Source organism: Dyella ginsengisoli LA-4, from assembly GCF_000334915.1.
Taxonomy (GTDB): Bacteria; Pseudomonadota; Gammaproteobacteria; order Xanthomonadales; family Rhodanobacteraceae; genus Dyella_A; species Dyella_A ginsengisoli_A.
The window spans coordinates 138,301-160,557 of record NZ_AMSF01000055.1; the positions used below are offsets into that span (position 1 = coordinate 138,301).

Consider the following 22,257-nt stretch of genomic DNA (forward strand, 5'->3'; position numbering starts at 1 on the left):
CCGCCACCATCAGCGACTCCCCGGCCTCGAGGTACGCCATGTACACGCTCTACTACTCCCCCGGCACCGCCAGCATGGTGGTGCACATGGCGCTGATCGAGAGCGGTGCGCCGTTCGAGCTGCAGCTCGTGGACATCGAGCGCGGCGCGCAACGCGACCCGGCCTATCTCGCGCTGAACCCCCGTGGCGTGGTGCCGACCCTGATGATCGATGGCCAGCCGCGGCACGAGTCCGCCGCGCTGCTGATGATGCTGGCCGACCGCCATCCGCAGGCCGGCCTCGCCCCTGCGCCCGGCACCGCCGCCCACGACGCCTTCGAGCAGTGGCTGGTCTACCTCAGCAACACGCTGATGTCGACGTTCCGCTTCTGGTTCTACCCACCGGACCTGGGCGCGACCGAGCATCCGCCGCAGGTCCGCGCCGCGCTGGCGGCGAAGATCGAGGGCGTGTGGGATTACCTCGACCGCGAGCTGGCGGCGAATGGCCCTTACCTGCTCGGCGACGACTTCAGCGCCGCCGACCTGCTGCTGGCGATGCTGATGCGCTGGTCGCGCAACATGCCGCGTCCGGCCAGCCAGTGGCCGGCACTGGCGCGCCTGGCCGAGCTGATCCGCGCCCGCCCCAGTTGGCAGCAGGTATACGCGGTCGAGGGATTGAGCGGGTGGTGAGGTCCCTGCGCGACGCGTTCGAGTCGCGCCTGCTGCCTTGGCTGCGCACCGAGTGGTTGCTGGCCGCATTCGGCTCGCTCGCCGTCCTGCTCGCGCTGGCCGATCCGCAGCCGCTGGACCGCTACCAGGGCTGGCTGCAGGTGCCGACCCTGGCCGGCCTGATGGGCCTGATGATCGCCATCCAGGGCATCCGCGACAGCGGCCTGGTGCAGCGTGCGGCAATCGTGCTGGTGACTCGTGCGCACTCGCTGCGCGGGCTGGGACTGATGCTGGTGGCCAGCGCCGAAGTGCTGGCCATGGTCCTGACCAACGACGTCAGCCTGTTTCTGCTGGTGCCGTTGACCGTCGCCATCGCCGGCCTGTCCAACCTGCCGCTGGCGCGGATGGTGGTGCTGGAAGCACTGGCGGTGAACGCCGGATCGATGCTCAGCCCGATCGGCAACCCGCAGAACCTGCTGTTGTGGCAGTCCTCGCACCTGCCGTTCCTGGCCTTCGTACAGGGCATGCTGACGGCTTCGGTGGTGGCATCGCTGCTGCTGTTGGCCCTCACCGCGCTGTGGCTGCCGAGCGGCAGGATCACGCTGGATCGTTACGCCCTGGACGGACGACCGCTGTTCCCGCCGCTGGCCGTGCTGTCGCTGGTGGCGCTGGCCTCGATGGTGCTGATGATGGAACACGGGCTGGCGCTGGAAGGCGCGCTCGGCCTGCTGCTGCCGTTCGCCCTGCTGGCACGCGACAGCCTGAAGCGGATCGACTGGCCCTTGCTGGCGACCTTTGCGGCGATCTTCGCCGGGCTCGGCCATTTCAGCGCATTGCCGGCCGTGGGTGCGGTCCTGGATCACTTCGACTTCGGGCAGCCACTGACCCTGTTCCTCGGCGGCCTGCTCGGTTCCCAGCTGATCAGCAACGTACCGGCCACCGTGCTGCTGCTGGGCCGCGCGCACGATCCGCTCGCCCTGGCCACCGCCGTCAACGTCGGTGGCTTCGGGCTGGTGGTCGGCTCGCTGGCCAACCTGATCGCCCTGCGGCTGGCGCGCCTGCCGCAGGGCCTGCGGCAATTCCACCGCGTGTCGATCCCATTCCTGCTGGTGTGCGCGCCGCTGGTCTACCTGGCGGCGCGCTGGTTGGCCTGAGGCCGACGGCTCAGTCGTCGTCGCGGGGCACGCTGACCTTGCCCTTCACGCCGCTGTAGTCGACATCGCCGCTGCCCTTGGCACCGAGAGAGAGATCACCGGTGACATCGCGCACGTTGAGGTCGCCCGAGCCGAGCGTATCGGCACGCACGCTGCCACCGACGCGCTTGATGGTCACATCGCCCGAACCGATGCTGCCCACGCGGGCATCGCCGCGCACGCCATCGATACGGGCATCGCCCGAACCGACCGAACCGATCGACAGGCTGCCGATGTCGTTGGCGTCGACGTCGCCGGAGCCCACGCTGGTGGCGAAGCGCCCGGCGATGCGCTTGACATGCAGGTCGCCGGAGCCGACCTGGCTGTCCAGTTGCTGCACGTCGCTCACATCGGCGTCGCCCGAGCCCACGGCCACGGTGAGCGGCATGCCGGCCGGCAGCTGGACGTTGACGTCGAGGCTGCTGTACGAGCTGCCGAACAGGTTGAAGTGCATGCCCTCGTGGCGGGCCAGTTCGATGATTAGCTGGTCGCCGTCGCGATGCGATTCCACCGTGAGGCTGTCGAGCACGTCCTTGCTGGAGGCGCAGGCGCGGCCATCCAGGGTGAGCGCCGTGGCGGACGGGCTGCCGGTCACGTGCAGGTCTTCGGCATGCACGGCGATCTGCACGCTGCGCACGCCCTTCAGGTCGTCGTGCAGCTGGCGCGGCGCCTCGTACTTGCATTGGTTGGCCGCCAGCACGGGCAGCGGGGCGAGCAGGGCGGCGAACAGCAGGAGGTGGCGCATGTCGATCTCCGATGGAAGGAATACCCCGCTCAGATGCACCCCGGCGCCGAAAGGTTGCAATCGCTGCGACCGGTCAACGGCGACGGGGGCACCACGTTCATGACGTCCACGCATTCCCGTGGAGATCCCCATGCAGCACAAGACCCTGCTCGCTTCCACCCTGGCCCTGCTGATCGCGGGTAGCGCTTCCCTCGCCTTCGCGCAGGACAAGACGCCCCCGGCTCCGCCGGCACCGATGGCCGGCCCGCACGGCATGCCCGGCGCACCCGGCATGGGCCGCCACGGCGACTGGATGCGCCACGGTCCCGGCATGCACCGGATGGGTGACGAGGGCCGCGGCGTGATCGCCGACCTGCGCGGACTGGAGCACCTCTACCGCCAGGCCGGCCGCACCCGCGACCTCGCCGCCGTGTACGACGAGGTGCTGGCCAAGTCACAGGATCCGCGGGTGCGCGCCTACGCCTACCACCAGCTGGCGCGCGTGCAGGCACAGCCGACCAACCTCGATGCCGCCATCGCCACCATGCGCAAGAGCCTGGACGAGAGCCTGGCCAACGAGGCGAAGCACCGGGCCGAGATGGAACGGATGCGCGCGCGCTGGGAGCAGAAGCAGGGTGCGACGGCAAAGGATGGCGGCGGCAGTTAAAGCCGCGGACGGCGGCGGCGGGTGCGGGCGATACCTGCGTCCTACGCCTGGCCGCCGCGATCCTCTTCGCGCTTGACGGCGTTCCAGAGCAGTTCCTGTGCCGCCAGATCGCGCTGGTCCAGCGGCTGGCCCGCCTCGTCCGCCAATGCCTCCATGCGCCGGAAGCGGCGCTCGAACTTGGCGTTGGCCCGGCGCAGGGCCTGCGAAAAATCCACGCCCGCATGCCGGGCGAGATTGACCAGTACGAAGGCGACGTCGCCGATCTCGTCCTCCAGCCGTCCGGTATCGGCGCCGGCGGCAAACTCCGCGCGTACCTCCTCGACCTCCTCGGCCAGCTTGTCCAGCACCGGCGCCGGGTCCGGCCACTCGAAGCCGGTCCGCGCGGCCTTCTCCTGCAGCTTCTGCGCCCGCTTCCACTCCGGCAGGCCGCGCGACACGCCGGCCAGCGCGCTGGCATCGTGCGTCTCGCCCCTGGCCGCGCGCTCCTCGGCCTTGATCGCCTCCCACGCCGCCTTCTGCGCCTCGACGTCGTCGTAGGCGACATCGCCGAACACATGCGGATGGCGGCGGATCATCTTGTCGCTGATCGCATGCGCGACATCGGCAAACTCGAACAGTCCGCGCTCGCGCGCCATCTGCGCATGAAACACCACCTGCAGCAGCAGGTCGCCGAGTTCGTCGCGCAGGTCGGGCCAGTCCTGGCGATCGATCGCGTCGGCGACCTCGTAGGCCTCCTCGATCGTGTACGGGGCGATGGTGGCGAAATCCTGCTGCAGATCCCACGGGCAGCCGCCCTGCGGATCGCGCAGGCGGGCCATGATGGCGAGCAGATCGTCGAGGCTGTGGCGTTGAGTCATGGGTGGGAGAAGTGAGTGAAGAGGAGTGAGGAGTGAGGAGTGAGAGTGGAGCGTCGCATCCGCATGCGAGTCAAGGAAACAGCACCAACACCGGACACCTGCTCTCTCTCACTTCTCACTCCTCTCCACTCACTCCTCACTCCCCTCCACTCACTCCTGAGCTCTTGCCAGTCGCTCGGCCCAATCGATTTCCGAGTCGCCGACGGCAACGAACTCGGGGTTGAGCAGCGACTCGCCCCGGTTGTAGCGCAGCGGCATGCCTTCCAGATCGAGCACCGCCCCGCCGGCCTCCTCCAGCACGCACTGCGCGGCAGCCGTGTCCCACTCGCTGGTCGGGCCGCGGCGCAGGTAGAGGTCGGCGTCGGCGCGGGCGATCAGGCAGAACTTCAGCGACGAGCCCATCGCCAGCGTGGTGAACGGGCCGCCCAGCAACTGCTCGAGCAGCACCGCATCGCTGCCGCCGTGCGAGCGGCTGCCGGCGACCACCGGCGGATCGGACAGCGCCCGGCTGCGCATCGGCAACCAGCCCTCGTCGTCGCGGCGCATCCACGCACCACCACCGCGCTCGGCGGCGTAGACCTCGTCCATCGCCGGCGCCAGCACCACGCCGAGCACGGGACGGTGATGGTCGATCAGCGCGATGTTCACGGTGAACTCGCCGTTGCGCTTGACGAACTCGCGGGTGCCGTCGAGCGGATCGACCAGCCAGTAGCGATCCCAGCCCCGGCGCACGTCCCAGTCGCAGGCGCGGGCTTCCTCGGAGATCACCGGAAGCACCTCGTCCAGTGACGCCAGGCCCTGGGCGATGACCGCCTGCGCGGCGAGATCGGCGGCCGTCAACGGCGAGCGGTCGTCCTTGTGCTCGACGTCGAAATCGCTGGCGTAGACGGTCATGATCGCCTCGCCCGCCTGGCGGGCGATGGCGGCGACACGGGCCAGCAGCGGGGAGAATGGCACGGCGCTCATGAGCGTTCGAACCGGCCGGCGAGGTATTCGCGCGCCATGAACAGGGCGGCGATCGAGCGTCCCTCGGTGACGTCGTCGCGGGCGATCAGGGCGTGCAGCTCATCCAGTTTCCAGGGCACCACTTCCAGTTCCTCCGGTTCGTCGCCCTGCAGGCGTTCGGGATACAGGTCCTGCGCCAGCACCACGTGCGCCATGTGGGTCATGTAGGCGGGTGCGAGCGACAGGTGGTGCAGGATGGTGAGCTTGCGCGCGCCGTAGCCGACTTCTTCCTTCAGCTCGCGGTCGGCGCCCTGCTCGACCGTTTCGTCCTGGTCCAGCCGCCCCTTGGGCAGCCCCAGTTCGTAGCGACCGAGACCGGCGGCGTACTCGTTGACCAGCAGCACCGTCCGGTCGTCGATCATCGGCACGATGATCACCGCACCGAGGCCATGCGACTTCAGCCGCTCGTAGGTGCGCCGCTCGCCGTTGGAGAACTCCAGGTCGAGCTGCTCGGCGCGCAGGAAGGTGCTCTGCGCGACGTCGCGCCGGGCGTGGATGATCGGGAGCTTGGCCATCGGACGATTGTAGCCCGTCCCTTGCCGCCCGGCTGCGACTCAGCGGCGCAGTCGCAACAGCGCCTCGGCGTGGATCGCCGGCACACCGGCCAGCACGCCGCGCGTATCGAGCGTCGGCGGCGCTCCCTCCAGGTCGGTGAACACGCCGCCGGCCTCGCGCACGATCACCGCCAGCGCGGCCACATCGAGGATGTTCACGTCCGACTCGATCACCAGATCCACGCCGCCACGCGCCAGCAAGTGGTAGTGACAGAAGTCGCCGTAACCGCGGATGCGGTTGGAATCGCGGATCAACTGGCCCAGCGCGTCCCAGCGCGCGTCGGCGGTCAGCGTCTTGACGTTGCCGGTGGAGATCGCCGCCTGCGCCATCGTCGCCGTCGGCGCCACCTGGACGCGGTTGCCGTCCAGCCAGGCACCCCCGCCTGCATGCGCCCACATCGTCTCGCCGTATACCGGCGCGCTGGACACGCCCAGTACCAGTTCGCCCCGGTACATCAGCGCGATCTGGGTGGAGAAGAACGGCGTGCGGCGGACGAAGCTCTTGGTGCCGTCCAGCGGATCGACCAGCCACAGCAGACCGTCGCGATCGCCATCCAGGCCGAACTCCTCGCCGTAGATCGCCGCCTCCGGCAGTGCCCGGGTGAGGATGGCGCGGATCGCCAGCTCGGCCTCGCGGTCGGCCACGGTCACCGGGGTGTCGTCGGATTTCAGCTCCACGTCCACGCCCCGGCGCCAGTAGTGCAGGATCACCTCGGCGGCGGCGGCGGCGGCTTCGCGGGCAGCGGCCAGGGCGGGGGCGAGATCGGGGTGGCTCATCGGGAGACTCCGTTGGAAGCGGGGACGGCGCCGAGTCCGGCACCGCGCTGCAGGTGGACGACGCCCTGGGCGTCCGGTGGACCGAAGCGGGCCAGCCAGCGGGCCAGCGCAGGGTGGTCGCCGCGCGGCGCCAGCTCGGCCTGCAGACGCCAGCCCAGCGGACTGGCCTGGAGGCGTCCGTCCAGCTGCAGCGGCCCGTGCCCATCATCGTGCAGGCTCGCCTGGATCACCCCCGCGCGGGCGGTGAGCGTCGCGGCCAGGTTGCCCAGCGGCAACAGGCCATCCGCACCGTCGACCGCCGCGTCCAGCCAGCGCAGCTGGCCATCCATCGATACCGGCCAGCCGCCGCGCAGGGTGGCATGCGCCAGCTGGCCGCGCAGTTCGCCCCGCGGCCGTCCGAACGGCGTGGCCGGCGGCGGCACGAGGCGATCCAGCGCCAGCCGAAGCCGCACGTCATGCCAGCGTAGCGTGTCGTCTTCGCGGAAGAAGCCGCCCTGCGCATCGAGCATCGACCCGGCGAGCTCGACACTGCCCTGCGGCCGACCCAGCAGGGCGCGGCGCGACAGCGTCCAGCGCAGTCGCCCCAGATCGGTGCCGTCGGCCGCCACGAGCGCCTCCGCCTGGCCGTCCCAGACGCTGCCGGAAACGCCACGCAGCGCAACGCCGTGCATGCGTGCGTTGAGCCAGGGCGCAACCCAGCGCGCCGGCGCGGACCACACCAGCAGCGCGAGCGCCAGCAGCAGCGTCGCCAGGCACAGCAGCAGGACTTTCCACCACTTCAACGGGCCGGACTCCGGGATCGGGCGATGCCGCGGCTTGAGTGCCCGGCGCCAGCCCACGATCATAGCCGGATGAACAAGCACGACCGCAGCAACCGCGCGCTCGCCGCGCGCGATCTCCGCCACGTCTGGCACCCCTGCACCCAGATGCACGACCACGAACGCGTCCCGATGGTGCCGATCGTCCGCGGCGAAGGCGCCTGGCTGATCGATGCCGACGGCCGCCGCTACCTCGACGGGATCAGTTCCTGGTGGACCAACCTGTTCGGCCACGCCAACCCGCGCATCGCCGCGGCGCTGGCCGACCAGGCCCGTCAGCTCGAACACGTGATCTTCGCCGGCTTCACCCACGAGCCGGCGATCGCGCTGGCCGAGGAGCTGGTGCGCCTCACCCCGCCGGGACTGGAGCGGGTGTTCTTCGCCGACAACGGCTCGGCGGCGATCGAAGTGGCGCTGAAGATGAGCTTCCACTACTGGCTCAACCGGGGCCACGGCGAGAAGACCCGCTTCATCGCGCTCACCGGCAGCTACCACGGCGAGACGCTGGGCGCGCTGTCGGTCAGCGACGTGGCGCTGTACCGCAAGACCTACGCGCCGCTGCTGCTGACGCCGATCCTGGCACCCTCGGCCGACACCTACGAGGGCGAGCCGGGCGAGACGCCGGCACAGATCGCGGCGCGCCGGCTGGGCGAGCTGCGCACCCTGCTGGAGCAGCACGCGCACGAAACCTGTGCGGTGATCGTCGAGCCGCTGGTGCAGTGCGCCGGCGGCATGCGGATGTATCACCCGGACTACCTCGCCGGCCTGCGCACGCTGTGCGACGAGTTCGACGTGCACTTCATCGCCGACGAGATCGCGGTGGGTTTCGGCCGTACCGGCACGATGTTCGCCTGCGAACAGGCCGGCGTCTCGCCGGACTTCATGTGCCTGTCCAAGGGACTCACCGCAGGCACCCTGCCGCTGGCGGTGGTGCTCACCACCGACGGCGTCTACGACGCGTTCTACGCCGAGTACAGCGCCGGCAAGGCCTTCCTGCATTCGCACAGCTACACCGGCAATCCGCTGGCCTGCCGGGTGGCGCTGGAGACGCTGGCGATCTTCCGCGACGAGCCGGTGCTGGAGCGCAACCGCGCGCTGGCCGCGCATCTGGCCGGGCGGCTGGCGCCGCTGCGCGACCATCCCCACGTGGCCGATGTGCGCCAGACCGGGATGATCGCCGCGGTCGAACTGGTCGCCGACAAGGCCAGCCGCACGCCGTTCCCGGCCGGCGAGCGGCGCGGGCTGGAGGTCTACCTCTACGGACTCGAACACGAGGCGCTGCTCCGCCCGCTCGGCAACATCGTCTACTTCATGCCGCCCTACGTCACGACGCAGGCGGAACTCGATCACCTGGTCGACACCGCCCTCGCGGGCATCGAGCACGCGCTCGCACGCTGAACATTTCCGGGCCACTTCATGCGCACGATTCGTATCCACGTCGAACAGCCCCTGGCACCCGGCTCCGCGGTCACGCTGCCGGCGCAGGCGGCCGAGCATGTCGCACGCGTGCTGCGGCTGGCCGCCGGCGAACCGGTGGTGCTGTTCAACGGCGACGGCCACGACTACGCCGGGCGCCTCGCCGAGGTGGGCAAGCGGCAGGTGACAGTGGCCGTGGAGAGCCGCGCACCAGTCACCTGCGAATCGCCGCTGCCGCTGGTGCTGGCCCAGGGCGTGGCGCGCGGCGAGAAGATGGACCTGATCGTGCAGAAGGCCACCGAACTGGGCGTGGCGGCGATCGTACCGCTGGTCACCGAGCGCTCCGAGGTGAAGCTGGACGGCGAGCGGGCTGCCAAGCGCCTGGCGCACTGGCAGGCGGTGATCGCCAGCGCCTGCGAGCAGTGCGGGAGAGCCGTCCTCCCGCGCATCGTCGCCCCGCTGCCATTGGCGACCTGGCTCGGCGCACTGCCGGATGACGGTGCCCTGCGCCTCGCGCTGCTGCCGGAGGGCGACGGCCGCGGGCGCGATCTGGTACCACCTGCCGCGGGGGCGATCCTGGTCGTGGGGCCGGAGGGCGGCCTGGGCGAACGCGATGTCGCCAGCCTCGAGGCAAACGGTTTCCGCGGACTGCAGTTGGGTCCGCGCATCCTTCGCACGGAAACCGCAGGGCTGGCGGCACTGGCTGCACTGCAGGCGCTGCACGGCGATTTCTGATCGCGAAAAGACGAACGGCGCGCCCATAGGGCGCGCCGTCCTCCAGGGATGCAGCCGGCTCAGGCCTCGGCGACGAGCACGCCGGTGAGTTCGCGCTCGAGCATCTCCAGGTCGGGAATCACCGCCAGATCGTCGCGCACCAGCACCTGGGCGCGTACCCCCGGAGGCAGCGCCGTGCCATCGTGGGTAGGAATGATCAGTTCGGCGTTGAGCGTGGTCAGGCGGGGGAAACCCCGCGTCACCACGGCGATGAATGGCAGTTCCGGGTTGTCGCCCAGTGCCTTCAGCACGGCGACGCGGACGGCCAGTTCCTGATCGCCTTCGCCGGCACCGGCCAGCTTGGTGAAAGCCACCAGGGGCACCCTCCAGCCACGCCAGGCGATGCGTCCGAGCACCCACTCCGGGGCACCTTCGACCGGCTCGAGCGCCGGCATGGTGATTACTTCGGCGATCGTGGCGTTCGGCAGCAGCAGGCGCAGGTCGCCGGCCGGCACCAGCACGCAGCGGATCTCGCGCGGTAGGGGCTGTTCGCTCATCAGTATTCCTCGATCAGGCGCGCCGCCAATTCGGCCGGCGTGCCGGAAAAGTCGACCAGGTGCTCGGCCATCACTCCGCTGACCATGTCGGCAAAATGTTCGCCCGGGGCATCCTCCACCCAGATCCGACCACCACGGTCATGCACGGCCTGACAGCCTGCGACCGCATCGTTGGCCTGCCCGGCGAAAACGATCGCCAGGGCGTCCACGCCGAACACGTTGGCCATGGCGCTGAAGGTGGCGTCGATGGACGGCGTCGCCGAGGGCGTTGCCTGCGCCGGCTTCAGTTCCATCCGGCCATCGCGCGTGACGCGGAGCTGATGATCGGCAGGCACCACGATCAGGTCGCCGACCCGGGCCTGCTCGCCCTGCTGGGCGATGCGGCTGTTCAACTTGCAGGACGGCGCGAGCGACTGCAGCAACTCGTCCACCGGCCGATCGCCCTGATGCTGCACGTGGATGATCGTCGCCCGCATGCCCGCCGGCAGTTGCGACAGGAACGAGCGCACCGAATCGTTGCTGGCGAACGTCGCCCCCAGCAGCACGACCCGGCTGAGTCCGCCACTGAGCTCCTCGAGCATCATTTCGCCGCCGCCGACGGGTTCATAGGGCTTCGGCGCGACCGCCTCTTCCATCGACACCAGCTCGAGCGTCATGCGTGGCTCGACGTGCAGTGTCTCGTCCCCGGACTCCGGCGCCAGGAAATCCAGCGCGCTGATCTTCTCGATCCCGAACTCGTCGGCCGAAGGCTTCGGTGAGGCCGGAAGCGGCGGCGGCCCCACGGTATCGTCATCGTCGATCAGCGACCAGCTGTCGGTTCGCTGGAAAAGCTCGGCGGCGCCACCGGCCGGCGGCGCTGCCGGCACGGCATGGGGACTGTCGTCATCCGCATCGGCCAGCCGCAGCACGTCCTCGATCAGGCCATCATCGACGCCATCGGCGGCAGGCGATGCCGGACTTTCCTGCGGGGCCGCTTCGGCGACGCCATCGGTGAAATTGCCGTCGTAGAGCGGCGGATGGTCGTGGGAATCGAGCAGCAGCTCGTCGAGCTCGAAGTCGTCCAGCGCATCGTCCCCTTCCGGCGGCTGCGAAGCCGTGACCGGCGCGGTCGCCGTGGCGGCGTCGCCCGCAGCCGGATCGTCGCCGGGCAGCGGCTCGCCCGAGAGCAACGCCTCCAGTTCCGCTTCGAGCGATTCGGACTCCGCAGCGACTTCGGCATCATGGCCGCTGGGCAAGCTCTCGTCCTCTGCGGCGCCCCCGGCCCCATGCATTCCGGATTGCATCGCGTCGGGTGATTCCGTAGCGGGGACGTCGGCGACACCCGGCGGACGCGGCGGATCGACGTCCTGACTGGCCAGCACCTTGGCCGCCAGGTGACGCGCCCAACGTGCCCTCGCCCAACCGTCGAGCGCGCGGCTGGACTCGGCCTCGTTGAAAACCACCCGCGGGTGGTCTCCCTCGATCGCCGCATCGAGCCGATCCATCACCTCGTCGACGTCGTCGCCCAGGTTGATGACCACGACGTCGGCACCGACCCGCTCGACCAATGCACGATCGAGCTCGTCGGGGCCACCTTCGTGGACGATGCGGGCTCCACGCTCCTGCAGCACGTCACGCAGCAGCGTCCCAAGATCCGTGTCACCGAACAGCAGGACGACGGCCGTACCTTCAGCCATTGGCCAGCTCCATCGCCTTCTGCTCCAGTACCTCGTGGATCTGCGCCAGCAGGTCGGCCTCCTGGTAAGGCTTGCCGAGGTAGCGGTCCACGCCCAGATCGAACGCGCGCTGGCGGTGTTTCTCGCCCGTGCGCGAAGTGATCATGATGATCGGCACATCGCGCAGGCGCGGATCCGCCTTCATGTGCTCGGCCAGCTCGTAGCCGTCCATCCGCGGCATTTCGATGTCCAGCAACATCAGGTCCGGCACCCGCTGCTCGTGCAGCTTCTCCAGCGCGTCGACGCCGTCCTTCGCGGTATTGACCTCGAAGTCGTGGCGCTCGAGCACGCGACCGGTGACCTTGCGCATGGTGATCGAGTCGTCCACCACCATCACCAGCGGCTTGGTGCGGACCTCCTCCACCACCGGCGCCATCACCGGCGCAAGACCCTCGGCCAGGCGCTGTTCGCGACGGGCGATGCCGTGGCGCACCAGCGGCGGCAGGTCGAGAATCATCAGCACCGAGCCGTCGCCCATGATGGTGGCGCCGAGCAGGCCCGGCACCGAACTCACCTGCGGGCCGACCGACTTCACCACGATTTCGCGCGAGCCGATCACCGCATCGATGCGGATCGCCGCGCGCAGGTCACCGGCGCGGGTCAGCAGCAGCGGCAGCTGCGGCTCGTCCGCGGCGTAGCTCGACGGCAGGCCGAGCAGCTCGGCCAGGTCGTGGATGCCGTAGTCCTCGCCGTTGTGCAGGAACGACGGCTCGTCCGAGGCGAGATGGATCGCCAGCTCGTCCGGAGTGATGCGGGCCACGCCCTGCACCGAGGTCATCGGGATCGCGAAGGTGGATTCGCCGATACGCACCAGGATCGCCTGGGTCACTGCGAGCGTGAACGGCAGGCGCAGCACGAAGGTGGTGCCCTTGCCCTCCTGCGATTCGATCGACAGCGAGCCACCGAGCTGTTTGATCTCGTTGGCCACCACGTCCATGCCCACGCCGCGACCGGCCAGCTGGGTCACCGCGCTGGCGGTGGAGAAACCCGGCTGGGTGATCAGGGCGAGCAGCTGGTCGTCGCTGGGCTTCGCCTCGGCGCGAAGCAGGCCGCGCTCGACGCCGCGCTTGCGGATCGCCTCGCGGTTCAGGCCACGGCCATCGTCGGTGACGCGGATCACCACCTCGGTGGCTTCGCGGGCGACGCGAATGCGTACCGATCCCTCTTCCGGCTTGCCGGCCTTGCGGCGGTCCTCCGGCGACTCGATGCCGTGGGCGATCGCGTTGCGCAGCATGTGCTCGAACGGCGCCTTGATGCGGTCGAGCAGGTTGCGGTCCATTTCGCCATGCGCACCCTCGACGAACAGCTGGGCGCGCTTGCCTTCTTCCTGTGCCGCCTGACGCAGCGTGCGGCGCAGGTTCGGCACCATCGTGTCGAACGGCAGCATGCGGGTCCGCAGCAGACCTTCCTGCAGGTCGGCGCTCACGCGCGACTGCTGGATCAGCAGCGTCTCGGACTGACGGGTCAGCTCGTCGAGCATGCCCTGGATCGACACAAGGTCGGAGACCGACTCGGCCAGCGCACGCGAGTACTGCTGCAGCTGCGAGAAGCGGTCCAGCTCGAGCGGATCGAACACTGCCATGCCGGCTTCGCGGTGCTCGCGCTGGAAGCGCGCGATGATCTGCGCCTCGGTCTCGATCTCCAGCATGCGCAGCTGGCTGCGCAGGCGCACCACCGTCTGGTCCAGTTCGACCAGGTTGAAGCGGTAACCGGCGACCTGCTGCTCCAGGCGCGAGCGGTAGATGGCCACCTCGCCGGCGTGGTTCACCAGATTGTCGAGCAACTCTGCACGGACGCGGATCTGTTCCTGCGGCGAGCGCGACTCGTCGTAGCCTTCCGCGACCACGTCGGGCAGCAGTTCCGGCAGGTTCTCCGTTGCCGGAACCGGGGTTGGCGCGGACACCGCCGCGGCAGCCACCGGCGACTCTTCGTCGCGTTCGACGAGGGCCTCCTCGCCAGCGAGGACGAGCAGCCGGTCGATCATCGCCTGCGGGTAGCGGATGCCCTTGTTCTGGCCGATCCGCTGCACCAGCGCGTGCAGCTGATCGAAGCCACCCTCGAGTGCGCCGATCAGCGCCGCCGTCTGCTCCGGGTCGCCACTGATCGGCTTCTCGAGAAGCGTCTCGATCGCGTGCGCCAGGTCGCCCACCGGCACGAAGCCGGCGATGCGGGCACCGCCCTTGAGTGTGTGCAGGTCGCGCTGCAGCACCGGGACCTGGGCCAGATCGCCCGGCTCGGCACGCCATTCGGCCAACGCACCGTCGGCGTGGTCGAGGATCTCTCGCGCCTCTTCGGTGAACACTTCCAGCAGGTCCGGATCGATGTCGCCGTGCCAGAGTTCGCCCGATTCGTCCTCGCTCTCGCCGGCGTCGGGCACCGGCTCGATCGCGACGGGCGCCGCCTCGGCGGCAGGCTCTGGAACCCGGGCATCGACGGCTTCGGCTTCGGGCTCAGGCTCGCTCTCGGCCACGGGTTCCGCGGCGGGCTCCTGGTCGAACTGAGCGGTGGAATCCAGCGGTTCGGTGACGTCGTCTTCAGCGGCTTCGAGTGCCTCGTCCGACCCGGCGCCGTCGTCCGGCTCAGCCGTATCGGCAAGACCGGACGACTCGACAACCTCGTCGGCTGCGGACGCTTGATCCTCGGGTGCGGCATCGGCCGGGGCGGCTTCCGGCGTCTCGCCGAATTCACGCCCGTCGACCAGCCCGGCGAACATGGACGCGAAATCGTCCTCGGCGGCAGGCGGCGCGACCGGCGGCTCCGGCGGGGGCTCGGCCTGTCCGCGCGGGTCGAATGCGTCCAGCGCTGCCAGCATCTCGCTGGCCAACTGGTCGTGATGGGCGTCTTCCAGCGCCTGGTCACGCTCCGCCTCCTCCGCGGAGGAGGTCTCAGCGGCCTCCGCCTCTTCGTGCGCCTCCTCGTCCTCGTGCGCATCGAAGACCGCGTGTGCCACCTGCGGCTCGGGCTGGGCATCACGCAGCTCGTTCAGGCGCGCGATCAACGCGTCGCAATCGGGCAGCTGGGGATCGGCGGCGTCGAACTGCGCCATCACCTGATCCACCGCATCGGCCGACTGCGCCAACAGGTGCACGCCTTCCGACGACAGCGGGACCCGCGCGGCGCGCAGGCGCTTGAGCAGACTTTCCAGTGGCGACAGCAACTGGGTCAGCAGGGGAATGTCGACCATGGCGATCGCGCCGTGCAACGTGTGCACCGCACGCAACAGGCCGTCTTCCACGCGCAGCTCTTCGCTGCTGCGGCTGACGTAGGAGCGGATCGTCTGCAGGTATTGCGCCACCTCGCTGCGCAGGATCTCCAACAGGACCGAATCCACCGGGGGCAGCACCGGCATCGGAATGCTCTCTTCCGGTGCGGCGGGCGCGGGCGGCGCGGATTCCTCCACATGGGCCAGCGTCGCCGGCGGGACCTCGGCGGCGGCAGCGGCCGAACGCGGCACGCGGCGACGCACGACCCGGCGAACGGTCTCGCTGCTGGTGGCCAGCAGGGCCGCCAGATCCGGGCGCTCCCCGGCGGCAACCTGATCGGCCGCCCGCATGATGCCGCTCAGCGGTGCAGTCGGAGTGCCTTCACCGCTCAGGGCCTGGCGAAGCTGTGGCAGCGCCTCGATGGCATGGCGCACCACCGCGACGACCCCATCGTGCGGCTCGACGGTATGGTCGAGCACCCGATTGAGCATGTTCTCCACGCGCCAGGCGAACTCGCCCAGCACGCTCGCGCCGACCAGGCGCCCGGACCCCTTGAGGGTGTGGAACGAACGGCGGATCGGAGTCAGCGCGGCGATCTGCGATGGATCGGCCAGCCAGGCCTGTTCGGCCTTGATCAGGTTGTCGATCTCTTCCTGCATTTCCTCCAGGAAGATCTCGCGGATGTCGTCGTCGATGCCGTCGGAAGAGTCCTGGAAACCGGCCTGGGAGGCCAGTGGATCGGAAGCCTGTCGCTGCTCGACGATCTCTTCCTCGACCTCCACCCATTCGTCGCCGCCGTCCGGCGCGGCGCCATCGGGCATCACCGAGTGCTCGGTCTCTGCCAGGCGCAGGCCGGCCACGTCGTCTGCCGGCTCGGCGGGCGCAGTGGCTTCGCCGATAACAAGTGCCCCCAGATCATCGCCACCGGCCAGACTGACCGACTCCGACAGCGCCGGCTGGGATGCAAGCTCCTCGTCCAGCCCGGCCAACGCGGAGGGGACTTCATTGACGCCATGGTCGCCAGTGGCGGTGCCGTCGGCCTCGTCCATCTCGGCGACCAGCGGCTCGCGTGCGGGCGGCACCGGCCAGTAGCCGAGCATCTGCAGGCTGTGCTCGGCGACATCGAGGATGTGCTCGAGTCCACCGCGATGCTCACGCGCCGCCTCGAGGTAGTACTCCAAGGCGGCCAGCGCGTCGGCGAGATGATCCATCTGGACGCTGCCGGGCACTCGGCGGTCGACCAGCAATTCGTTGCCGATGAAGCGACCGATGCCCTCGGCCAGTTCGGCCGGGCGGCTGTTGGCCAGCATGCGCAGGGCGCCGGCCACCTCGTCCATCTGCGCCGGCGCGTCCTTCAGGTGCTGGTGCTGCCATCCGGACTCCACGAAACCGACGATCGCGTCCTTGACGCGCGTGGTGTTGGAGGTGGCTTCCTGCATCAGCGTGGACAGGATGTGACGGGCCTCGCTGCGCGGCAGCGTCGGCGCTGCCTGCGCGTCGGAGGCCAGCTCGTCCTCGTTGCTGCCGAGGCTTTCGATGTGATCGTCCAGCGACGCCTCGACATAGAGCAGCGCGCCCGCGACATCGAGCAGCGTCTCGTCTTCCGGCGCACGCATGCGGCTGGCGATTTCCTCGAGTACGCGGCGCTGCTCGTTGACCACCCGGCGCGGCACGGTCAGTGCAAGCATGCCCAGCGTGTCGCCGACGCGCTCGAGCACCTCGCTCTGCGCGGCCAGCTGTGCCGGGTCGGCGTCGCTCTGGCGCAGGAACAGGTCCAGCGCTTCCTTCACGCGCAGCAGGTCGTCCTTCAGCGCCCGCGACACCGAATCGAGCAGCGCCCGATTGTGGCCGGCCATCGAGCCACGCGCGTGCTCCAGCTCCGCGGCGTCCGGCAGCAGGCTGTCCAGCGCGTAGGTCCGGCGCAGCAGTTCCATCTGGGGGCTGCGCTGCTTGGCCTGCGCCACGATGAACAACAGCTTCCGGGCCAGATCGTCGGCATCGCCGCCACGCAGGCTTTCCTCGCCATGCTCGAGCATCTGGCGGATGCTGCGATCGACCTTGCCGATCAGTTGGCGTACTTCGGCCGATTGCTCCTTCAGGCAACCCTGCTCGAGCCCTTCGACGGTGCCGGCGGCGATCCACCACAGGCGGCGACCGGCAGTGCTGTGGCAGCAGCCGGTGATGGCGTTGAGGGTGTCGCGCATGCCCTGCAGCTGCTGCGCCGGATTCTGGCCACGGAACCAGCCGAGCAGATGCTGCTGGAAACGCAGACGCAGATCGGCGACCCGGCTGCGCAGCGCGTGTGCCTGGGCCTCGCTGACCGCCGGCGGCGCCTCGGCCGGCAGCGGGTTGTCCAGCCGAGGGCTGAACAACGCCACCTCGGTCAGCGCGGCCACCTTGCGACTGGCGCGCAGGTCGTTGAGCAACGGCAGCAGCACCACCGGCACGTCACGATGCCCGCTGGACAGGCGCTCGAGATAGTCCGGCAGCTGCATCAGTCCGCGCATCAGCGCGGCGTAGGCTTCCTCGCGTTCGGCGACGTGGTCCTCGAGCAGGGCGATGGAGAGCGTCTCCATCTCGTCGGCAACCATCGCCGCGCCGTACAGCTCGACCATCTGCAATGTGCCGTGCACCTGGTGCAGGCTGTCCGCGCACGAGCGCATCGCATCCCGGTTGCCCGGATTGTCGACGTACGACTCCAGTGCGTCACGGGCAGCCGCGAGCGTGTCGTCCAGCTCGGGCTTGACCCACTGCAGGGTGGTGAAATCGATGTGGTCTTGAAGTCTCATGCGCCCCTCTCTGCGGCTGCGCCTTTAAGGCATAGCGCAACCGGCGAGGTTGCCCCCTGTCGTGAATGCCCGAATCAACCCGGCAGCTTGAAGTGCGCCACCGAGCGGCGCAGATCGCTCGCCAACTGCGCCAGATAACCGATCGAGTCAGCGGTCTGGCTAGCACCCTGCGAGGTCTGCGAGGTGATTTCCTGGATCGCGTTCATCGACTGGGAGATGTCGGTCGCCGCCGCGGACTGCTGGCGCGCCGCGGTGGAGATGTTCTGAATCAGTGCGGACAGGTCGTGCGACACGCGCTCGATGTCGCCCAGCGCGCTGCCGGCGTCCTCGGCCTTGCGGGCTCCGGACACCACCTCGGCAGTGGTCTGCTCCATCGAACTCACCGCCTCGTTGGTGTCGGACTGAATCGCCTGCACCAGCGTCTCGATGCGCTTGGTCGCGCTCGCCGAGCGTTCGGCGAGGCGCTGCACTTCGTCCGCCACCACCGCGAAACCGCGACCCGCCTCGCCGGCCGAGGCCGCCTGGATCGCCGCGTTCAACGCGAGGATGTTGGTCTGCTCGGCGATGTCGTTGATCAGTTCCACGATCGAGCCGATTTCCTGGGAGGACTCACCCAGTCGCTTGATGCGCTTGGAGGTTTCCTGGATCTGGTCGCGGATCGAGTCCATGCCCGAGATCGTCTCGCGCACCACCTCGGCGCCGCGCGAGGCGATCTGCACCGAGCGCTCGGCCACGTCGGCCGATTCGGCGGAGTCCTTCGACACGTTGTCCATCGAGCTGGCGATCTGGTTGATCGCCGAGGTCGCGGTGCTGATCCGCTGCGCCTGTGCCTGCGCCGATTCGGCCAGCTGGCGGGCGGTGGTCTGGGTTTCCTGTGCCGACGAGGACACCTGCTCGGAGGTCTCGTTGATGGTGGTCACCAGGGTGCGCAGCTCGTCGATGGCGTAGTTCACCGAGTCGGCGATCGCGCCGGTGATGTCCTCCGACACGGTGGTCTTCACCGTCAGATCGCCTTCGGCGAGCGAGCCCATCTCGTCCAGCAGGCGCATGATCGCCTCCTGGTTGCGCTGGTTCAGCTCGGCCGAGTCCTGGAAGCGGCGACGCTGGTCGCGCACCAGCTGGAACACCAGCAGCAGCGCGAAGGCGACGGTGCCGATCGCGCCGAAGATGCCCCACCACAGGTTCGGGAACAGGCGCCTCAGTGGCAGCTTGCCGATCTGGTCGGCCAGCTCGTTGGCGCGCAGCAGCACGTTCTGCGAGTCCAGCGAGGCCTGGTTGCCGGCGCTCTTCACGTCGATGATGTTGCCGGCCGCGGACACCAGTTTGGACACCGGATCCTGCAACTGCGTCCAGCTCTGCTGCATGCCCTTGAGAATCTTCTGCGCGTTGGCGTCGTTCATCGCCCGGATGCCGGCGGCGCTATCGCCCTCCAGCAGGCCGTTGAGCACCGTGCCGTAGAGCTGGGCGTCGCGCGCGAGGCCATCGGCGGCGGACTGCGCGGAGTCACCACCCTGCAGCACCTCCTGCACGCGGCGGATCATGCGGTCGGCCACCAGCATCTGGCGCGAGGAGCCGAGCATCTGGTCGGCGCTGCCGTTGCGCTGCTGCAGGATGTTGACCACCTGCTCGGTGCTGGAGTTGAGCAGCGGGATCTGCTTGGAAAGGGTATCGGCACGGCTCGCCGAATCGAGCACGACCGCCTTGTTCGACAGGATCTTGCCGATATCGCCGTCGAGCTGGGACCAGGCATTCTGCAATGCGGTCACCGCCCGGCCGGCCGGCGAGGCATTGTTGTCCGCGTATGGCTGCATGCCGCCGGCGGGATCGCCCTTGGTCAACCGCTGCACGGCCGAGTCGATGGCATTGCGCGTGCTGGCCAGCTCCTGGAAGGAGTTGACGTTACCGTCGGCCGACTCGATCGCGTACTTCGCGGTCTGCTGCGAAAGCACCTGGATCTGCGTGGTCAGGCCAACCGCCTCGCGATCCTCGGCGTTCTTCTGGTTGAGCAGCACGAAGTCCACGGCCGCCAAACCGATCGAGATCAGCAGCAGAACGATCAGGCCGGTATAGCCGCGTTCCTTGCCGATGCCCCCTGTAGTGCTCATGTTCACCTCACCCTTCCACAACTTGTGGGTTTGCGCGCCAGCCCTGTCAGGTGCCCGAACCCGAGACTTGCCGCCCCTGTTCCGGCGTCGGTGGACGCCGTCCCAACCATGATTCCGTCCGTCAAGCCGCGGCCTGACGGAAATCCGGAGCGCGAACCAGCCGCCCCATGCTGAACAACGCCAGTTTCTGTTCGCCGACACGGTCGTCGACGAAGCGCGCCAGACGCGGGTCGTCCTCCGGCTCGGCATCGCGGCGCTGGATCTCGTCCACCGTGCGCTGGCCAAACACCTCGTCGACCATCAATGCCACATTGCCACCGCCCTGCCGAACGATCAGCAGGCGGGTGCGCTCGGTGACCTGGGTGCGCGCATCGAACAGGAACCGGCCCAGATCGATCACCGGGACCAGGTTGCCGCGCACGTTGGCCACGCCCAGCAGCCAGGGCTGCGTGCCTGGAACCGTGGTCATCACCGGCACCGCAAGCAGTTCGTTGATCTCGTCGATGCTGCTCACGAACAACCGCGAGCCCACGCGATAGCCGATGCCGCGCCACAGACCGGGCGCCTCCATCGTCTGCCGGGTATCGGAGGTATGGGCCAGCGACAGACGCTCGTAGCGGGCAAGAACCTCGAATGGGGAGAGATTGGCCGCCTCGTTCATGCAGCACTCGGCAAAAGGTCGTTGATGCAGGCCAGCAATTCCTTTTCCTTCACCGGCTTGGTGATGAAGGCCCGGGCACCCTGGCGCAATCCCCAGACACGATCGGTTTCCATCGACTTGGTGGTGATCATCACGATCGGGATGTTCGAGGTCGCCGGATCGCGCGTCAGCGTACGGGTCGCCTGGAAGCCGTTCATACCCGGCATGATCACGTCCATGATCACCAGGTCCGGCATGTCGCCGCGCACCCGCTCGATGCCTTCCTCGGCCGTGCTGACCGCCGAGACGGCATGACCGGCCCCCTCCAGGAGGGTCGTGAAGACCCGCACGTCGGTCGGCGAGTCGTCGATGATGAGAATCTTTGCCACAGGCCTCCCCTCAGACGCCGTAGTCGTGCATGTCAGGCCGCCGCACCGACATGACGGTGAATCGCCCCGAGCAGCTCGTCGCGCGTGAACGGCTTGGTCAGATACTGCTCGGCGCCGACGATGCGGCCGCGGGCCTTGTCGAACAGGCCGTCCTTCGAGCTGAGCATGATGACAGGCGTGGAGCGGAACAGCGGGTTGTTCTTGATCAGCGCGCAGGTCTGATAGCCGTCCAGGCGCGGCATCATGATGTCGACGAAGATGATCGCCGGTTTCTGGTCGGAGATCTTGGCCAGCGCCTCGAAGCCGTCGACGGCGGTCAGCACGTCGCAGCCTTCCTTCTTCAGCAAGGTCTCGGCGGTGCGCCGGATGGTCTTGGAGTCGTCGATCACCATGACCTTCAGACCGGCCAGACCGTTAGCACTCACGTTCAAGTTCACTCAATCCCCCTGCGGCCCGCCCCAGGCTCAGGTGAAGCAGCGTTAGCGCCTTGGCAGCCTTCGGCGCTATCGCAGCAGATTAAAAATGTCCAGCTTGGTGTTGTTATGACGCGTTTTTTCGTAGAACGCCGATCAGTCGTTGCTGTTTACCGCTTGCCCCCCGGCCCGTCAAGCCGAAAGGCTGCTGGCTGCCCAGTGTGTCGCGCTTGCGAAAACGGTCAACCGGCCCCTTCGAGGGGGCCGGCGCGCCTTGCCCAGCATCGACGGGTCGGCGAACATGCCTGTCCCCGCAACGCCCCCGCCCCACCCCGGAGAAGCCCATGCCGCTCTCGGTCGCCGTGCTGATGGACCCCATCAGTGCCATCAAGATCGTGAAGGACACCACCTTCGCCATGCTGCTGGAAGCGCAGCGGCGAGGCCATCGGCTGCTCTACATGGAACAGGGCGACCTCGCCCTGCGCGATGGCCTGCCATGGGCGCGGCTGGCCACGCTGAAGGTGAAGGACGATCCCTCCGGCTGGTTCGAACTGGAAACGGCGCAGTGGCAGGACCTGCGTGATATCGACGTGGTGCTGATGCGCAAGGATCCCCCGGTCGACCAGCAGTTCCTGTACGACACCATGGTGCTGGAGGCCGCACAGCGGGCCGGCACCCAGGTGATCAACGACCCGCGCTCGCTGCGCGACTGCAACGAGAAGGTGTTCGCCCTGCATTTCCCGCAATGCATGGCACCGACCCTGGTGGCACGCGATCCGGCCGAACTGCGCGCCTTCGTCGCCGAACACGGCGAGGCGGTGCTCAAGCCGCTGGATGGCATGGGCGGGCGGGGGATCTTCCGCGTGAAGGCCGGCGACCCGAACCTCAATTCGATGCTGGAGACCTTGCTGGGTGGCGATTCGCACGGCCAGGGTCGGCAGTTCGCGGTGGCGCAGAAATTCATTCCGCAGATCAGCGCCGGCGACAAGCGCGTGCTGCTGGTCGATGGCGAGCCGGTGCCGTACGCGCTGGCGCGGATTCCGCAGGGCAACGAGTTCCGTGGCAACCTGGCGG

Annotated in this window: 19 protein-coding genes; 6 read left to right on the plus strand and 13 right to left on the minus strand. The window is 68.8% G+C overall.

Annotated elements, in window-relative coordinates; genetic code table 11:
- Positions 1–38: 38 nt before the first annotated feature.
- Positions 39–668: a glutathione S-transferase family protein gene (locus C693_RS0113060; RefSeq protein WP_017462730.1), complete on the plus strand. Its 630-nt coding sequence runs from the start codon at positions 39–41 to the stop codon at positions 666–668.
- Complete coding sequence (locus tag C693_RS0113065) at positions 662–1,801, plus strand: SLC13 family permease (RefSeq protein ID WP_017462731.1); 1,140 nt, start codon at positions 662–664, stop codon at positions 1,799–1,801. The genes C693_RS0113060 and C693_RS0113065 overlap by 7 nt, the downstream gene beginning before the upstream one ends.
- A gap of 10 nt (positions 1,802–1,811) precedes the next feature.
- Here the strand turns inward: C693_RS0113065 and C693_RS0113070 are convergent, their stop codons facing one another.
- Entirely contained in the window at positions 1,812–2,585 is a 774-nt protein-coding gene (locus C693_RS0113070) for a DUF4097 family beta strand repeat-containing protein (RefSeq protein WP_017462732.1), read from the minus strand.
- Between the two features lie 130 nt (positions 2,586–2,715).
- Here C693_RS0113070 and C693_RS0113075 point away from each other — a divergent pair, with 130 nt between their 5' ends.
- Positions 2,716–3,231 (plus strand): hypothetical protein, encoded by a 516-nt coding sequence (locus C693_RS0113075; RefSeq protein ID WP_017462733.1) that lies wholly within the window; start codon positions 2,716–2,718, stop codon positions 3,229–3,231.
- A gap of 41 nt (positions 3,232–3,272) precedes the next feature.
- Here C693_RS0113075 and mazG read toward each other — a convergent pair whose 3' ends face one another.
- The 5 genes from mazG to C693_RS0113100 form a co-directional block, all read right to left on the minus strand.
- Positions 3,273–4,088: a nucleoside triphosphate pyrophosphohydrolase gene (gene mazG / locus C693_RS0113080; RefSeq protein ID WP_026107404.1), complete on the minus strand. Its 816-nt coding sequence runs from the start codon at positions 4,086–4,088 to the stop codon at positions 3,273–3,275.
- 150 nt (positions 4,089–4,238) lie between these two features.
- On the minus strand, positions 4,239–5,054 hold the full coding sequence (gene cysQ / locus C693_RS0113085) for a 3'(2'),5'-bisphosphate nucleotidase CysQ (protein WP_017462735.1): 816 nt from the start codon (positions 5,052–5,054) through the stop codon (positions 4,239–4,241).
- Positions 5,051–5,608: an ADP compounds hydrolase NudE gene (gene nudE, locus C693_RS0113090; RefSeq protein ID WP_017462736.1), complete on the minus strand. Its 558-nt coding sequence runs from the start codon at positions 5,606–5,608 to the stop codon at positions 5,051–5,053. The genes cysQ and nudE overlap by 4 nt, the downstream gene beginning before the upstream one ends.
- A 39-nt stretch (positions 5,609–5,647) precedes the next feature.
- Positions 5,648–6,424, minus strand: a complete 777-nt coding sequence (locus tag C693_RS0113095) for an inositol monophosphatase family protein (RefSeq protein ID WP_017462737.1) — start codon at positions 6,422–6,424, stop codon at positions 5,648–5,650.
- Entirely contained in the window at positions 6,421–7,206 is a 786-nt protein-coding gene (locus C693_RS0113100) for a type II secretion system protein N (RefSeq protein WP_026107405.1), read from the minus strand. The genes C693_RS0113095 and C693_RS0113100 overlap by 4 nt, the downstream gene beginning before the upstream one ends.
- A 69-nt stretch (positions 7,207–7,275) precedes the next feature.
- On the opposite strand from C693_RS0113100, the gene C693_RS0113105 reads away from it, so the two are divergent.
- Both C693_RS0113105 and C693_RS0113110 read left to right on the plus strand, forming a co-directional pair.
- Positions 7,276–8,640 (plus strand): adenosylmethionine--8-amino-7-oxononanoate transaminase, encoded by a 1,365-nt coding sequence (locus C693_RS0113105; RefSeq protein WP_017462739.1) that lies wholly within the window; start codon positions 7,276–7,278, stop codon positions 8,638–8,640.
- Between the two features lie 18 nt (positions 8,641–8,658).
- A complete protein-coding gene (locus tag C693_RS0113110; RefSeq protein ID WP_017462740.1) occupies positions 8,659–9,393 on the plus strand; it encodes a 16S rRNA (uracil(1498)-N(3))-methyltransferase in 735 nt (244 codons plus the stop codon).
- Positions 9,394–9,452: 59 nt separating this feature from the next.
- On the opposite strand, the gene C693_RS0113115 is transcribed toward C693_RS0113110, so the two are convergent.
- The 7 genes from C693_RS0113115 to pilG all read right to left on the minus strand — a co-directional run bounded on the left by C693_RS0113115 (position 9,453) and on the right by pilG (position 21,162).
- A complete protein-coding gene (locus C693_RS0113115) occupies positions 9,453–9,929 on the minus strand; it encodes a chemotaxis protein CheW (protein ID WP_017462741.1) in 477 nt (158 codons plus the stop codon).
- A complete protein-coding gene (locus C693_RS0113120; protein ID WP_017462742.1) occupies positions 9,929–11,605 on the minus strand; it encodes a chemotaxis protein CheB in 1,677 nt (558 codons plus the stop codon). The genes C693_RS0113115 and C693_RS0113120 overlap by 1 nt, the downstream gene beginning before the upstream one ends.
- Positions 11,598–17,636 (minus strand): Hpt domain-containing protein, encoded by a 6,039-nt coding sequence (locus tag C693_RS0113125; protein WP_017462743.1) that lies wholly within the window; start codon positions 17,634–17,636, stop codon positions 11,598–11,600. The genes C693_RS0113120 and C693_RS0113125 overlap by 8 nt, the downstream gene beginning before the upstream one ends.
- 74 nt (positions 17,637–17,710) lie before the next feature.
- On the minus strand, positions 17,711–19,741 hold the full coding sequence (locus C693_RS0113130) for a methyl-accepting chemotaxis protein (RefSeq protein ID WP_017462744.1): 2,031 nt from the start codon (positions 19,739–19,741) through the stop codon (positions 17,711–17,713).
- Positions 19,742–19,862: 121 nt separating this feature from the next.
- Positions 19,863–20,402 (minus strand): chemotaxis protein CheW, encoded by a 540-nt coding sequence (locus C693_RS0113135; protein ID WP_017462745.1) that lies wholly within the window; start codon positions 20,400–20,402, stop codon positions 19,863–19,865.
- Entirely contained in the window at positions 20,399–20,770 is a 372-nt protein-coding gene (locus tag C693_RS0113140; RefSeq protein ID WP_017462746.1) for a response regulator, read from the minus strand. Before C693_RS0113140 ends, C693_RS0113135 begins: the two co-directional genes overlap by 4 nt.
- Positions 20,771–20,802: 32 nt before the next feature.
- Positions 20,803–21,162, minus strand: coding sequence for a twitching motility response regulator PilG (gene pilG / locus C693_RS0113145; RefSeq protein ID WP_052329397.1), 360 nt, complete (start codon positions 21,160–21,162; stop codon positions 20,803–20,805).
- A gap of 365 nt (positions 21,163–21,527) precedes the next feature.
- Here pilG and gshB point away from each other — a divergent pair.
- A partial coding sequence (gene gshB, locus C693_RS0113150) for a glutathione synthase (RefSeq protein WP_017462748.1) occupies positions 21,528–22,257 on the plus strand: 730 nt, incomplete at its 3' end.